Below are 15,579 nucleotides of genomic sequence, written 5' to 3' on the forward strand. Positions count from 1 at the left end.
ACTACCTACTGCCCACGACCTACTCTCTTTAAAGCTAATTTCATGCTTTTTTCTATCTCTTCAAACGAAATTTTATCGCGTGCGGTATAAAGAAACGCGATATAGGCCGGAAGTTGCTTATCCGGGCCCGCGGTGTCGACCATAATGGCCTTATTTTGCCGATACCCTTCCCGAATCCGGCGTCGGATGAGGTTGCGATCAACGGCTTTTTTGAAGTTCCGTTTGGAGACGGTAATCAGGATAGCGGGGAGAGGGGACGGTTCGGGCTCATAGAGGCAGAGCACCCGAAACGGAAAAAGGTAGAACGTCTTGACATCCGTGCTACCTTTTTCAAATAATCGGTCAATAATTTTCCGACTGGAGAGTCGTTCGGCTTTCGTAAATGTTAAACGCATCGTAGTCGATACGGGGCCGCCCGGCGGTCGTTAGTGGATAGTCGTCAGTAAAACTATAGACTAGCGACCGCCGGGCGGCCCCGTATTGACTAACGACTATAAGTTATGCCTTAAAACGATCGCCTTTCTTTTCGTCTGATACGGTCAGCTTATGACGACCCTTCTGACGACGAGCGGCCAGCACTTTACGGCCGTTATGCGTAGCCATACGTTCACGGAAGCCGTGCTTGTTTCTCCGCTTGCGGTTCGACGGTTGGTAAGTTCTTTTCATTGTATTATATGCTCAATAACCCTGTTTCCCAAATGAGCTTGCAAAGGTAGAAAAACGTTGGCAGTTAATCAAGTCGGCTTTTGTTTTTGTGGTGCAGAATTCCTGATTTTTATACGATTCGGGTGCTGAAGCCCGCGATGTTTAGACAAACCAACCGGTATATTTGTTAGCTGTACAAAGTCCATACCTGTACCTGTTATCCCGGATTATGCACTACACCCTTTCATCTGCCCACCCTGACGCTCATTACATCGATATTGAATGCCGGCTTACCGGCGTTTCACAGCCTGAACTGGAACTTCAGCTACCCGCCTGGCGACCCGGCCGGTATGAACTGCAGAATTTTGCTAAAAACATTCAGCGCTTCGAGATCTTCGACGGGAATGGGCAACCGCTACCCTTCCATAAGCTTACCAAAGACCGCTGGCGGGTACAAACCAACGGTGCCAGCGACATAGTAATTCGGTACAACTATTACACTAGCATCATCAACGCCGGCACCAGTTACGTCAGTGAGGAGATGTTGTATGTAAACTTCATTAACCTGTGCCTGTATGCGGAGGGGCGTATCGATGAACCTTGTACGGTGAAGCTTGATATTCCCGACAACTGGACCATCGCCTGCGGGCTCCGGCAGGTGGGGCCAGGGGAGTTACAGGCCAGTGACTTTTATGAGCTGGTTGACTGTCCACTCATTGCCTCACCTGATCTACAAGACATAGCGTATGAAGTCGATGGCATCGATTTTCACGTCTGGATTCAGGGGAATATTAAACCGGATCAGGAACGGATTATTGCCGATTTCAGCCGATTCTCCAAGGCCCAGATTCAACTGTTTGGCGAGTTCCCGGAAAAAGACTATCATTTTCTGACCATTGTTCTCCCGACTGCCTTTTACCACGGTGTCGAGCACCGCAACTCCACCATGCTGGTGCTGGGGCCCGACGATGAGGGCGAAGGGCTCTACCAGGATCTGCTGGGTGTATCGTCGCACGAGTTATTCCATGCCTGGAACATCATCCGCATCCGCCCGAAGGAGATGCTGCCCTACGATTTTACCCGCGAAAACTATTTCCCCACCTGCTTTGTCGCCGAGGGCGTAACGACCTATTACGGCGATCTGATGCTGCGCCGGTCGGGCGTGTTCGATGAGGCCGCGTACCTGAAAGAGTTGCAGGTGCTGTTCAAACGGCATTTTGAGGTGAGCGGCCGGGCATTCCAGTCGCTGGTGGATTCCTCGTTTGACCTCTGGCTGGATGGGTATGAAAAAGGCGTACCGGACCGGAAGGTGTCGGTTTACCAGAAAGGGGCCATTGCCGCCATGATCCTGGACCTGCACATCCGCCAGCAAACAAACCACGCCCGCTCACTGGACGATGTCATGCGGCTGATGTGGGAACGCTTCGGCAAACCGTTTGTCGGCTATACCCTCGACGACTACCGCTCCGTAACGGAAGAAGTAGCCGGAGAACCGTTGGACTGGTACTACGAACACTGTATATTCGGCAACCAGCCGCTGGAAGATCTGCTGAATCAATATCTGATTTTTGTTGGCCTGTACATGGATTACGACGAAAACGGCGGTGTGGTGCTGCATAAGCTGGACGATGAAACCGGGCAGATGCAGCGGGAGAACTGGTGTGCCAGTACCCCGGCCCTATACCCCGGATTATAAATCCGGTTTTAAAACAGCTTACTTAAACGGTTAATTTCGAACCGGAATAGAATTCCGGGATACAGAAAAAGCGGAATTCCATTCCGCTGTACATATGATGAACCCTCTACCTACCCTGCTTCTGCTGGCAGCAACTACCTGTCAGCTTGTATTTGGTCAATCGCAGCCCGGTACCGTCCGTCGGCCAACATCAACCGCCAGTAGTTCACGTACTGAAAAGCCGTGGATGCTGGGGCCGTTCCGAAAGGTAAATGCGGCTAATCCTATTATGAAAGCGAATCCGAACACCACCTTTGACTGCCCTGTACGGAAGGAAACGGTACGCTGGGAGGAAAAAGATGTGTTCAATCCAGCCACGGTCGTGCGCAATGGTAAGATTTACATGATCTACCGCGCTGAAGATGTGGTCGGAAAACACGCGGGTACGTCCCGGCTGGGGCTGGCCGTCAGCACCGACGGTATTCACTTCAAACGCATGCCGAAACCGGTATTTTACCCGAACAACGACCCCATGAAAACCTACGAATGGGAAGGTGGCTGTGAGGATCCGCGGGTGGTGGAGAGCCCTAACGGCGTTTATGTGATGACCTATACCTCTTACGATGGCGACAAAGCCCGGCTGTGTGTAGCTACATCCCGCGATCTGGAGAACTGGCAGAAACAGGGGCTGGCCTTCGGTGAAGCCTACAATGGCAAGTACCAGAACGAGTGGTCAAAATCAGGTTCAATCGTTTGTAAACGCGTTGGTGACCGGTTGGTAGCGCAGAAAATCAACGATAAGTACTGGATGTACTGGGGCGATCAGGCGGAATTGTACGTGGCTACGTCAGACGATCTCCTCCACTGGACACCCTTGCATAAGGCCAACGGTAAACTCCTTGCCGTTGCCGAAAGCCGGAAAGGCAAGCATGACTCCCGGCTGATGGAGCCCGGACCACCGGCACTGATTACCCCTCGCGGCATTCTACTGATCTACAACGGCATGAACGCCCCCCGAAATGGCGATCCGAACCTGCCGGAAGGTACTTATGCCGCCGGACAACTGCTGTTTGACGCTAACGACCCGGTGAATCTGATCGACCGCTCCGAGAATTATTTCTTCAAACCGGATCAGCCATACGAGATCACCGGTCAGGTGAATAACGTTTGTTTTCTGGAGGGGCTGGCCCCCTACAAAGGCAAGTGGTTTCTTTATTACGGTACCGCCGACTCTAAAATTGCTGTAGCAACGGCACCGCAATAACAAGCTTTTTTTTCCTACATTTAGCCGAACCCTTTTCGCTGCCACCTATGCAGACTTCATCGACCCGCACCCTGTCTTTTGCCGAATACGTACAGCATGACGCGACGAGCCTGGCCGAACTCGTCCGGAAAGGTGAAGTAACGCCGGCCGAACTGCTGGAAACTGCCGTTACCCGCGCCGAAGTCGTTAACCCGAAGATCAACGCCATTGTACAGCCGTTATACGACCACGGTCGGGCACTGCTGGATAAATTGCCGGCCGATGCACCGTTCCGGGGTGTTCCCTTTTTGCTGAAAGACCTGGAAATGGATTGGGAAGGTACGCCCATGCGTTCGGGCTCGGTGGCTTACCGCAACCATGTATCGACCCGCGACAGCGAAGTGGTCAAGCGATTCAAAGCGGCCGGTCTGGTGTTTTTCGGTAAGACCAACACGCCTGAGTTTGGCTTGACCCCCTTTACGGAAGCCAAACTATACGGTCCAGCCCATAACCCCTGGAATCTGAACCATTCGACCGGGGGCTCCAGCGGGGGCTCGGCGGCTGCCGTAGCGGCCGGTATTGTGCCCGCAGCGACGGCTACCGACGGTGGGGGTTCTATCCGGATTCCGGCCGCGTGCTGTGGGTTATTTGGCATGAAACCTTCAAGGGGGCGGGTCACCTTAGGCCCGCGTTTTGGCGAAGCCTGGAGCGGAGCCGTAGCCGGTCTGGCCGTTACCCGCAGTGTGCGCGATAGTGCAGCCTTGCTGGATGCCATTGCCGGGCCGAGTATTGGAGACCCGTATTACCTGCCTGCGCCGGAGCGGCCATTTGCCGAGGAAGTGAATCGGGAGCCTGGTCGCCTGCGGATCGCCTTTACGACGCAGCATCCGTTTCCTAACCAAAAAGTCCATGCCGAATGCGTGAAGGCTATTCACGAAACAGTAAAACTTTTAGAGAGTCTGGGCCACACCCTCGAAGAGATTGCGCTGCCGTATACACCCGACATCCTGAGCCGCACCTTTCTGACAATGGTATTTGGTGAAACAGCCGCTACCCTCCGCGAGGTAAGCGCTTACCTGAATCGCCCGGCCCGACGGAGTGATGTTGAACTGGCAACCTGGACGCAGGCCCGCATTGGCGAAGCGTATACCGCCGGAGATTTTGCTTACCAAAAGCGAAAATGGAATGATCTGAGCCGAACGATGGGGCATTTACATGAAACCTACGATGTAATGCTGACGCCTACACTAGCCCGCCCGCCCATCCGGATTGGCGAGTTACAACCTACGGCGCAGGAAGAAAAGCTCATCAAGCTGGTTGATACTCTGAACGGATTACGCTTTCTCCGCAATAGTAAAGTCATCGACCAATTGGCCGAAAAGTCATTCGGCTATATCCCTTACACGCCCATCGCCAATATGACCGGGCAGCCTTCTATGTCGGTGCCCCTGCACTGGACACCAGACGGCCTGCCCATCGGCTCCATGTTTACGGGGAAGCTGGGCGACGAAGCCCTGCTATACCGGCTGGCCGCCCAGGTGGAGCAGGCCAAACCGTGGTTTGCTAAACAGCCGAATCTGTAAAACGGATCGGTTCGCCGATCCGTTTTACACATGCGCCTACCGGCTCAGATACAGATTCCGCTCGGAGTATACCTTCTGGAAGAAATCGTCGGTCAGGTCATCAATAAAGTAGATACCCTCGCCGGTCGATTTCATCTCGGGGCCAAGCTCCTTGTTCACGTTCGGAAATTTGCTGAACGAGAACACCGGAATTTTGATCGCATAACCATTTTTGTGCGGCTTGAAGTTGAAGTCTTTGACCTTCTTTTCGCCCAGCATCACCTTAGTTGCGTAGTTGACATACGGCTCCTGATAAGCCTTACAGATAAAAGGTACCGTCCGTGACGCCCTTGGGTTGGCCTCGATCACGTACACCTTCTCCTCTTTAATCGCAAACTGAATATTAATCAGTCCGACCGTTTTCAGGGCAACAGCAATCCGCTTTGTGTATTCTTCAATCTGCCGCATTACATTCTCGCTCAGATCAAAGGGCGGCAAAAGGGCGTATGAGTCGCCGGAGTGAATTCCTGCGGGCTCGATATGCTCCATAATACCGATGATATATACGTCTTCGCCGTCGCAGATAGCGTCGGATTCGGCTTCTATGGCGTTTTCGAGGAAGTGGTCGAGCAGGATGTTGTTGTCCGGAATGTCGTTCAGGATCTTCATAACGTGCTGCTCCAGTTCCGCTTCGTTAATGACGATCTTCATCGACTGACCACCCAGTACGTAGCTTGGCCGGACCAGCAGCGGGAAGCCCAGGTCTTTAGCCAGGTCCAGGGCCGCCTGCGAATCGCGCACCGTGCCGAACTTCGGATACGGAATGTCCAGCTCGCGCAGCAGGCTGGAGAAGTGACCCCGGTCTTCGGCCAGATCGAGGGCTTCCCAGCTCGTTCCGATGATTTTTACGCCGTAGCGGGTCAGTTTCTCCGCCATCTTCAACGCCGTCTGACCACCCAGCTGGACAATGACGCCTTCCGGCTGCTCGTGCTGGATGATGGCGTGTACGTGCTCCCAGAATACCGGCTCAAAGTACAGCTTGTCCGCGATGTCCGGATCGGTCGAGACGGTCTCCGGATTACAGTTGATCATGATGGTCTCATAGCCACATTCTTTGGCCGCCAGTACGCCGTGTACGCACGAGTAGTCAAACTCAATCCCCTGACCAATGCGGTTCGGACCTGAGCCCAGCACAACAATCTTCTTGCGGTCGCTCACGATGGACTCGTTACCGGGTAGGTCGGAAACCGGCTCGGGGCGGTCAAGTATCTGCGGCACCTCGTTGTTGAAAGTCGAGTAGTAGTAGGGCGTTTTGGCTTCAAATTCAGCCGCGCAGGTATCCACGCACTTATAAATACGCCGGATGTTGTGTTTCTGCCGGTACTCATAGACCTTGCTCTCCCGCACCTGCATGATGTGGGCCAGCTGGCGATCGGCGTAGCCTTTCTGCTTGGCTGTGCGGATCAACTCGGGGGGTACGTCGTCGAGGTCGTATTGCTGGATTTCGCGCTCCAGCTCGATCAACTCTTCAATCTGGTGCAGGAACCAGGGGTCAATCCGGGTCAGCTTCTGAATGGTCTGGAACGACATTCCCGCTTTGAAGGCGTCGTAGATGTGGAACAGCCGGTTCCAGCTCGGATGCGCCAGGCTTTCGGTCAGCGCTTTCTGGTCGGTCAGCTCCTTGCCGTCGGCCCCCAAACCATTCCGGCGAATCTCCAGTGACTGACATGCTTTCTGCAAGGCTTCCTGAAAATTCCGGCCGATACCCATCGCTTCGCCTACCGACTTCATCTGCAGGCCCAGGCTGCGGTCGGCACCCGGAAACTTATCGAAGTTCCAGCGCGGTACTTTCACAATAACGTAGTCAATGGCCGGCTCGAAGAATGCCGAGGTTGAACCCGTGATGGGGTTGATCAGCTCATCGAGGTTATAGCCGATGGCCATCTTGGCGGCAATCTTGGCAATCGGATAGCCCGTTGCCTTGGATGCCAGCGCCGACGACCGGCTTACGCGTGGGTTAATTTCAATGGCAATAATATCGTCGGTTTCCGGGTTTACGGAGAACTGCACGTTACAACCACCGGCGAATTTGCCTATACCATCCATCATCATGATCGCCAGATCCCGCATTTTCTGGTAAAGCGTATCCGGCAGGGTCATGGCCGGTGCCACCGTGATGCTATCGCCCGTGTGGATACCCATCGGATCGAAGTTTTCGATGGAGCAGATAATGATGAAGTTACCCGCACCGTCACGCAGCAGTTCCAGCTCGTACTCCTTCCAGCCCATCACACTCTGCTCGACCAGCACCTCGTGAACCGGTGAGGCATGCAAGCCGTTATTGAGTGCTTTATCAAAATCCTCTGGTTTTTCAACAAACCCACCCCCGGTACCACCCAGGGTAAACGAAGGACGAATCACCAGCGGAAAGCCAATCTCCTGGGCAATCTCCTTCCCCTCCAGAAACGAACGGGCGGTGCGGCCTTTGCATACGCCGACACCCAGTTCCAGCATTTTCAGCCGGAATTTTTCCCGGTCTTCGGTCGTTTCAATGGCTTTGATATCCACTCCGATGATCTGAACCCCGTATTTCTGCCAGATACCGGCCTTGTCACAGTCGATGGCCAGGTTCAAGGCGGTCTGCCCCCCCATGGTTGGCAGCACAGCGTCGACCTGGTGCTTTTCCAGAATCTCAATAATGGACTTCTTCTCCAGCGGCTTCAGATACACATGATCGGCGTTGATGGGGTCGGTCATGATCGTAGCCGGGTTCGAGTTGATCAGGATCACCTCGATGCCTTCATCGCGGAGCGAACGCGCTGCCTGAGAGCCGGCGTAGTCAAATTCGCAAGCCTGGCCAATCACAATGGGACCAGAGCCGATAATCAGAATCGAGCGGATGTGAGGATTTTTGGGCATTGTAGCGATAGTCGGACAAGAAAAATGTCAGTTATGGAATGAAGAGTGGATCATTCACTGACCTCCTGAAACCGATCGCCCGAGAGAAACCGGACTGGTGACAATCAGGCCAATCCGTTCCGTGGTGGTCAAAAATTACGCAAAATTAGGGGATGAGATGAAAATAGAAAGGAGTTTATGTAAAAAATAAGGCGCAGGGATTACCCCTGCGCCTTATCAGCCCTAATTAGCTGTTTTACCCGATAAACGGACCCGCAATGGCCAATACAGCCTCTTTGGTCAGCGGCTCGTCGAAAGCCTCCCGTACCCGCTCAACCGGCATCATATTCGCCACCAGCTGAGCCACATTGACCCCTCCGTGGATAGTGTTGACCTCGCCGGCATACACGGCTGTTGGCTGCTCGTTTGGATCAGACGGCCACTCCTTAATACCCATCAGCCGGCGCACTTCGGCTGCATGGCGCGCTTCTACCGAGTGGATACGTAAGGCCACGGTTAATACATCTTTATTAACCGTCAGGAACTGAGCCTGGCCTTTGTAAGCCCGTACCCCAGTGTCCTCAAGGGCTTTCGCCAGAAACATAAACGTCTGGTAGTTGGTAAAAGCATCGCCCGGAAACTTGAAGTTGGGCTTCATTACAGCCGCAGCACCCAATGCAACCTGCAGCAATTTTACGTGAGCATCTTCGTGCTTGCTGATCTGCATGAATACCGCACGGTCCTGAGCAGGAATCAGGTTTGGTGCCATCAGGCCCATCCGGTAGAATTCCGCTTCCAGGTATTCCAACGTTAAGGCAAAATTAAGGACCTCCGTAACTGTGGGTACCGCTCCCTGGCCATAAGCGCTTCCAATGGCCGCAAAAGTTGCCGGAACAGCGGCTGCAGCCGCTTTGGCCCCGAGCCGGAACATCTGCCGACGCGAATAATAGTTGATGCGCTCTACCGCATCCGCGTCTATGTTTTCAATCTCTGTAAATATATTGAATAGATTCATAGTCTTTCCCGATTACATGGTTGGTAAATTGTTTCCGCTAATGGTGTTTTTGATGAACGGCTGCGCCAGTGGCAATACCTGCATTGGCGATCTTACGACATCGAGACCCGTTGCCGGATCAACTACATCATCACCTGCGAAATACGTAGTTTTGGGCTGTAGCAAATCCCGGATTACAGCCGCATGGCGCGCTTCTACAGACACAATTTTACCAGCAATCGTCAGGAAGGCCGGGTTGGTAAGCAGCCGGCCAGCTCCGTTGTAAGCAGATACACCCAGGTCCTCAAAAACGCGGGCGGTTTGCAACACACTGTCCCGGCTTGAAAAATTAATAGCACTAAAATTCACCTCCAGCATCCGAATGGCATTGCTACCCAAAGCCGCTTTGAAAAACTCACGGTGGGCAATCTCATGATCCCGAACTTCGGTCAGAATACGGCGCTCCTCGGGCGTCATATTGGCGTATGGCATATCAATAACCATCGTGTAAAAAGCAGCCTCCAGTTGTTCAAGCGCGTAGGCATAGTTTAATACCCCAAAATCGCCGGAGCCCAGGTCAACAACCATCCCGCCGGGAACGTTGTGATCAGACATTGTGCAGGCCTCCATGACGGCGGTTGCTGATAAGGCCGTAAAGCCAGCGTAGCGCATAAATAGTCGGCGTCCTACCGGCATCAGCGTAGGAATTGCCAATCCGGAAGCTTCGCCCGGAGCAGTACTTGTCGGTTTCTTCATAACAGGACCAGAATAAAATTAGGTTTGACGTTTAGCCCACCGTCGGAAAAAGCTTCTCAAAAACGTTGCGGGCAAGTAGAGTAACAGAAAGACATACGGTCTGTGCAGCGATATAGTTTTCTGATTAGTTAAAATAAATGAAAAATTGAGGAAGCGGTAAAATGAAAAAGCATATTAATTTTATCATATTTCTGCGATCCTCTATACGACATTTTTGCTCTCGTAAACCGTCTATATGCTTTGTCCGCACAGAAACCACATCGTTAGTCACTCAATCACAACAGGTTACCACTAACCACTGTTACTAATCTGTATAGTATACTTGTGTTACCAGACTACGCTAAAATTAACGGTGGCTTATACGCAAAGCCATAATAGAGGCCTTTGTGAAATAATCAGTCCCGGATACCTTTGCAGCCGCCGGCCGGCCGGTTACCTCCGGTAAACTGCAACTGTTAAACATTTTAATGCATGGCTGCTGTTGCAGATAAATAGGATAAACGGCAGACCGGCCTATGGTAACTATTCGATTTTTATGAGAAGGTATTTTCAAACTTACTTGTTAACCGCAGGCTTTGCCCTGTTAACCTCAGCCGTTTCTGCTCAACACACCTACCAGCTACGGAGTACTATTCAGGGGCTTAATCAGGCTAAAATCTTTCTCAGGAAGCAGGATAACAACAATGCCCGTGTGCTGACAGTCGATACCACCCGCGCCCAAAATGGCACGTTTTCGTTCCGCCGGGCAATCCCGGAAATCGACTTTTACACCGTTTCTGTTGAGGGCGTGCCCGGCCAGACAAGTTTTATCTGGGATCATGATGTGGTGCTGACCGGTGATACGAAGGATCTGCGCACCGCCGAAGTCGCCGGCTCCCCACTCACCGACGAATGGAAGAAGTTCCAGACCGAGGTAGACCTCCCTTACCGCGATCAGCTTATGACCTTGTACAATGCACGGCAGCAGAGCCCTGCCAATACGGCGGTAGCGGAGCGGGTAGCAAACGAAGAAAAGCGACTGAAACAGGAGCAGATGCAGAAAGTACAACAGTATATCCGCACCAATCGCACATCCCTGCTAAGCCTGTTTTTACTGAACTCACACTGGACAGCCTTTTCCAAAGCAGACGCAAAGGCACTTTACGACCAGCTTGATCCCACTTTTAGAACGCATTCTGTAGCGAAGCGGCTGGAGCGGCAATTGTGGTAGGAGCGTGTAGCCTGGACCAGATCGCCGGAGCGATTGTATTCCGGGCTACACGCTCTGCATCGAACTCAACTTCCGATAGAAGCCTTCGTCCAGCGATACCAGGGCGTGGTGAGTACCACGCTCAACGATTTCGCCGTTGTGGATGACCAGGATCTCGTCGGCATGCTGGATGGTGCTGAGCCGGTGGGCGATCACCAGCGTAGTGCGGCTGGTCATCAGCCGGGTGAGAGCCTCCTGCACCAGTTTCTCGGACTCGGTATCGAGGGCAGAAGTGGCTTCGTCGAGGATCAGAATCGGCGGGTTCTTCAGCACGGCGCGGGCGATGCTGATACGCTGCCGCTGACCACCCGACAGGCGGCTACCGCGGTCGCCGATCCGTGTCTGATAGCCCTCTGGCTGCAGCATGATAAAATCGTGGGCATTAGCAATCCTAGCCGCCCGTACGACGTCTTCTTCGGTAGCCTCACTGCCGAAGGCGATGTTGTTAAAAATGGTATCGTTGAACAAAATACTCTCCTGCGTAACAATACCCATCTGGTCGCGCAAGGATTCCATGGTGCAGTCGCGCAGGTCGACGCCATCGATGAGGATCTGACCGCTGGTAGGGTCATAGAACCGGGGAACCAGGTCGGCGATGGTGGATTTGCCACCACCGGAGGAGCCCACCAGGGCAATGGTTTTGCCTTTTTCGAGCGTAAAGCTGATGTTCTTCAGCACCGGCACCCCCTGCGTATACTCAAATGAGACGTTCCGTACCTCAATCTCCCGGCGAAATTCCCGCAGGTCTTTCGCACCGGGCTTATCCTCAATAAGCGGAGCGGTATCCACTAGTTGCAACACCCGCTCACCCGATGCCAGTCCGCGCTGGGTACTGCTGAACGCGTTGGATATCTCTTTAGCCGGCCGCATTACCTGCGAGAAGATGGCGATATAGGTTACAAACTCCGAAGCCGACAATTCTGACTGATTGGACAACACCAGCGAACCGCCGTACAGCAGTATACCCGCCACCACCGTTACCCCCATAAATTCAGAGAACGGCGACGCCAGTTCGCGCCGGTTCGCCAGCGACCGGATAGCCCGCCGGTAGCCCTGGTTTTCCTCGTTAAATTTGGTGAGTACGTAATCTTCTGCATTAAAGCCTTTGACCACGCGCATGCCGCCGAACGTTTCGTCCAGCAAACTGATAAGCCCACTGAGCCGCTGCTGTCCCTCCTGGGCATCGCGCTTCATTCGTTTTACCAGCGTAGCAATAAATATCCCCGAAATGGGAATGACCAGAAACGCAAACAGCGTAAGCTGAACGGAGATAGAGAACAGGGCATAGAGGTAAAAGACAAATAGAAAAAACTCTTTCATAGCCGCCGACATGGTGTTGGCAATGGAGTTTTCAACCTCCTGCACATCGGTCATGATGCGCGAAATCAGATTGCCTTTGCGCTCGTTGGAAAAAAAACCCAGGTGCAGCCGTACGGCCTGCCGAAACACGGCCTCGCGCAGCTGCGCCACCATTTTGGCCTTAAAATTCTCTAACTGACGAATGGAAAGGTATTTGAACACATTGCTCAGCAGCACCGAAATGACGATTACGATACAGACAAACTGCAAAGCACCCGTGCGGCCATATGCCTGAAAATACTGAATGAAGTAGTAACGGAAGAGGCCGGTAATCTGGTCAGTATTCAGGGAGAAGGAAGGAGCCGGCTGGCTGAGTACCTGCTGCATCTCCTGCGGACTCACCTGATTGAACAGCACGTTGAGCAACGGAATGAGCAGCGTTAAATTAAGCACCGCAAACGCGCTGGCCAGAATAGACGTGGGCAGGAACAAAGCAATAAAACGCCCCAGCGGTTTAGCAAACGAAAGAAGTCGGAAGTACGTTTTCATCAGTAATTTCTTAAACGCAAAGGTCGTTAAGAAATTCCCAAAGTCCGCAAAACGTTATAGTCCTTTCATTACCTCCTGGTACAACGCCCAGTATTCCTGGGCTGCGCGCTCCCAGCTAAACTGCGCGGCCCGCTTCCGCAACCGCTCCGCCCGAAACGGGTTCTGCTTGAAATCACTCAGCCCGTTAAACAACACCTCGGCCATCGCTTCCGGCTCAAAACTATCCCAGTAGTAAGCTTCCCGGCCGCCAATCTCCGGCAAGCTGGTACGGTCCGACAGAAATACCGGTTTGCCATAGGTCATGGCTTCGACAACCGGCAACCCAAATCCTTCGGAGAGGGAGGGGAACAGAAAAGCCCCGCAGTTTTCGTACAGCCAGTGCTTGGTGGCCTCGTCAACGGCACCGGGTATAATCAGTCGGTCGGCAATGCCAAGGCGCTCGGCTTCGGCCATAATGTGCTTTGCGTAGGGATGAGAATCGTTGCCGGCCAGCACCAGCGCCCAGTCAGGAAAAGCCTCCAGCAAGGGCAGCAATACATGCACGTTTTTTTTAGGATGTATCACCCCCAGAAACAGAAAGTAGGGCTCGTTGCGGAGCCGGGTAAGGGTAACGCTGCTCCCCCGCTCACTGAAAGTACCCTCCTGGTCGGCGGCCGAGTTGCCATTATAGATGACCCGGAATGGTATGCCTTCCGGTATAGTCAGGTGCTGCCGTACTACCGAAGCGGTGTACTCAGAAATTGCCGTTAAAGCGGCCGACCGGTTGATGCTCCGCTGCAAAGAAGCCAGCCGACGGGCCTTCTTATCGGGACTATAGTCGGTACGATCCATAAAATTCAGATCATGAATGGTCAGGATCAGCTTGTTCTGACCCGATACCGGCTGATAGGAGGAGTCCTGGTGGGTGCAGTGCCAGATGTCGTAATTACCGGACATGTAAAACTTATGCGACCACATTACCTCCCGGTACTGAACCTGTTCGCCAAAGATACCACTGTGTTCGCCGGGTACCAGAAACGTCATGCCGGCATTGGCGGGGCGCTTTTCAACCAGTTCTTTACCCAGGTGCAGGCAAAACTGGCCCAATCCACTGTTGAGATCGCGGAGACGTTCGGCATCGACGAAGATTTTTTTCATGCTGTTTTCAAATTTGGCCAAAATTAGGAAATAGCAGGAGACTGCTTACTACTCCTTTAAATCAAGGTTCAGACGTATCTTTGCACCATGACATTACAAAACGATTTGTTGCTCCGGGCTGCGCGGGGTGAAAAAACCGAGCGGGTACCCGTTTGGCTTATGCGGCAGGCCGGCCGCATCTTACCGGAATACCGCGCCGTGCGCGAAAAAGCCGGCAGCTTTATTGCCCTGGCTACCACGCCCGAGCTGGCTGCGGAGGTAACTATTCAGCCGGTGGACATCCTGGGTGTCGATGCCGCCATTATCTTCTCCGATATTCTGGTCGTACCCGAAGCCATGGGCCTCCCCTACGAAATGATTGAACAGCGGGGCCCGGTTTTTCCGCAGACGGTACGCTCTGCCGCCGATCTGGACCGGCTGCACATCGCCGACGCCGAAAGCGATCTGGGATACGTGCTGGAAGCGATTCGCCTGGTGAAACGGGAATTGAACGGCCGGGTGCCCCTGATCGGTTTCGCCGGGGCGCCGTTCACCATCTTCTGCTACATGACCGAAGGAAAAGGCTCCAAAACCTTTTCGGTGGCGAAGAAACTGCTGTACACCGATCCGGAGTTTTCGCATACGCTACTCCAGAAAATAACCGACAGCACCATCGGCTACCTGAAAGCGCAGGTGCAGGCCGGTGCCAACATTGTGCAGATATTTGACTCCTGGGCGGGTATTCTCTCCCCCGACCAATACCGCACCTATTCGCTGCCCTATATCAAGCAAATCTGCGACGCTATTACAGACGTGCCGGTTACCGTCTTCGCCAAAGGAGCTTTTTTCGCCCGGCAGGAAATCGGCCAGCTCAACTGCTCCGTCGTCGGCCTCGACTGGAACATGGACCCAACGGAATCCCGACACCTGGTGCCGAACAAAACATTGCAGGGTAATCTCGATCCCTGTGTGCTCTACGCCAGCTTCGACCAGATACGCACGGAAGTCCGCAAAATGATTCAGGCATTCGGTACCGGGCGGTACATTGCCAATCTCGGCCACGGCGTGTATCCGGATACAGACCCCGAGAAGGTAAAATGCTTTATTGAGACGGTGAAAGAATATTCGGCGTAGGTGCTATATGTAGGCATCCGGGTCAAACTTTTCCATGATGGTCTCGGGCTTGGCCAATTCTGTAAAGCCGAACTGTCGGTACAGGCCGTGTGCATCGCGGGTCGCCAACAGCCAGCGCCGGATAGTCTGCAGATCGGAGTGGCTCATGATTGTTTCCATGAGCCACTTCGACAAACCTTTACCCCGGTGCGCCGGCAGCACAAATACATTGCCCAGATACGCAAACGACGTATAATTAGTGAGCACCTGCGCGTAGCCTACCTGCTGATTGCCATGGTATAGGCCGAAGTGCAGGGTAGAGCTGTCCAGTTGCTTCCGCACAAATTCCCGGCTGATTCCTTTAGCCCAATAGGAATGATTACAAAGAAAGTCATAGATAACCTCAAACTGCAATAGATTTGGGTCCGTCGAAATACGATACTCTCCCTGTTGCTTCTCTAAAAGCGTACTCATCTGAAG

At 53.2% G+C, this 15,579-nt stretch carries 13 protein-coding genes; 5 read left to right on the forward strand and 8 right to left on the reverse strand.

Translation table 11 applies throughout. From position 1 onward, the window contains the following. Positions 1-5: 5 nt before the first annotated feature. Positions 6-395: a ribonuclease P protein component gene (gene rnpA, locus ABD949_RS03105; RefSeq protein ID WP_345240449.1), complete on the reverse strand. Its 390-nt coding sequence runs from the start codon at positions 393-395 to the stop codon at positions 6-8. A 103-nt stretch (positions 396-498) separates the two neighbouring features. Continuing rightward, a complete protein-coding gene (gene rpmH / locus ABD949_RS03110; RefSeq protein ID WP_345240453.1) occupies positions 499-666 on the reverse strand; it encodes a 50S ribosomal protein L34 in 168 nt (55 codons plus the stop codon). A 208-nt stretch (positions 667-874) separates the two neighbouring features. On the opposite strand from rpmH, the gene ABD949_RS03115 reads away from it, so the two are divergent. The 3 genes from ABD949_RS03115 (at position 875) to ABD949_RS03125 (ending at position 5,146) form a co-directional block, all read left to right on the forward strand. Beyond that, on the forward strand, positions 875-2,341 hold the full coding sequence (locus ABD949_RS03115) for a M61 family metallopeptidase (RefSeq protein ID WP_345240966.1): 1,467 nt from the start codon (positions 875-877) through the stop codon (positions 2,339-2,341). A gap of 94 nt (positions 2,342-2,435) precedes the next feature. Further along, positions 2,436-3,584, forward strand: coding sequence for a glycoside hydrolase family 130 protein (locus ABD949_RS03120; protein ID WP_345240454.1), 1,149 nt, complete (start codon positions 2,436-2,438; stop codon positions 3,582-3,584). Between the two features lie 47 nt (positions 3,585-3,631). After that, entirely contained in the window at positions 3,632-5,146 is a 1,515-nt protein-coding gene (locus ABD949_RS03125) for an amidase (protein WP_345240455.1), read from the forward strand. A gap of 36 nt (positions 5,147-5,182) precedes the next feature. Here ABD949_RS03125 and carB read toward each other — a convergent pair whose 3' ends face one another. The 3 genes from carB to ABD949_RS03140 form a co-directional block, all read right to left on the reverse strand. Continuing rightward, positions 5,183-8,044 carry a carbamoyl-phosphate synthase large subunit gene (gene carB / locus ABD949_RS03130; protein WP_345240457.1) on the reverse strand — a complete coding sequence of 954 codons (2,862 nt, stop codon included), beginning with the start codon at positions 8,042-8,044 and terminating at the stop codon, positions 5,183-5,185. Between the two features lie 235 nt (positions 8,045-8,279). Next, complete coding sequence (locus ABD949_RS03135) at positions 8,280-9,038, reverse strand: ferritin-like domain-containing protein (protein WP_345240459.1); 759 nt, start codon at positions 9,036-9,038, stop codon at positions 8,280-8,282. A 12-nt stretch (positions 9,039-9,050) separates the two neighbouring features. Further along, positions 9,051-9,773 carry a ferritin-like domain-containing protein gene (locus ABD949_RS03140; protein WP_345240461.1) on the reverse strand — a complete coding sequence of 241 codons (723 nt, stop codon included), beginning with the start codon at positions 9,771-9,773 and terminating at the stop codon, positions 9,051-9,053. Between the two features lie 535 nt (positions 9,774-10,308). Between ABD949_RS03140 and ABD949_RS03145 the strand changes: the two genes are divergently transcribed. Then, positions 10,309-10,983: a DUF4369 domain-containing protein gene (locus ABD949_RS03145; RefSeq protein WP_345240463.1), complete on the forward strand. Its 675-nt coding sequence runs from the start codon at positions 10,309-10,311 to the stop codon at positions 10,981-10,983. A gap of 45 nt (positions 10,984-11,028) precedes the next feature. Here the strand turns inward: ABD949_RS03145 and ABD949_RS03150 are convergent, their stop codons facing one another. Both ABD949_RS03150 and ABD949_RS03155 read right to left on the reverse strand, forming a co-directional pair. After that, a complete protein-coding gene (locus ABD949_RS03150) occupies positions 11,029-12,870 on the reverse strand; it encodes an ABC transporter ATP-binding protein (protein WP_345240465.1) in 1,842 nt (613 codons plus the stop codon). A 54-nt stretch (positions 12,871-12,924) separates the two neighbouring features. Further along, positions 12,925-14,007, reverse strand: a complete 1,083-nt coding sequence (locus tag ABD949_RS03155; RefSeq protein ID WP_345240467.1) for a glycosyltransferase family 4 protein — start codon at positions 14,005-14,007, stop codon at positions 12,925-12,927. 87 nt (positions 14,008-14,094) lie between these two features. On the opposite strand from ABD949_RS03155, the gene hemE reads away from it, so the two are divergent. Beyond that, on the forward strand, positions 14,095-15,120 hold the full coding sequence (gene hemE, locus ABD949_RS03160; protein WP_345240469.1) for a uroporphyrinogen decarboxylase: 1,026 nt from the start codon (positions 14,095-14,097) through the stop codon (positions 15,118-15,120). Positions 15,121-15,123: 3 nt separating this feature from the next. On the opposite strand, the gene ABD949_RS03165 is transcribed toward hemE, so the two are convergent. Then, positions 15,124-15,573, reverse strand: a complete 450-nt coding sequence (locus ABD949_RS03165) for a GNAT family N-acetyltransferase (protein WP_345240470.1) — start codon at positions 15,571-15,573, stop codon at positions 15,124-15,126. Positions 15,574-15,579: the final 6 nt, after the last annotated feature.

The organism is Nibrella saemangeumensis (genome assembly GCF_039541915.1).
Classification (GTDB): Bacteria; Bacteroidota; Bacteroidia; order Cytophagales; family Spirosomataceae; genus Nibrella; species Nibrella saemangeumensis.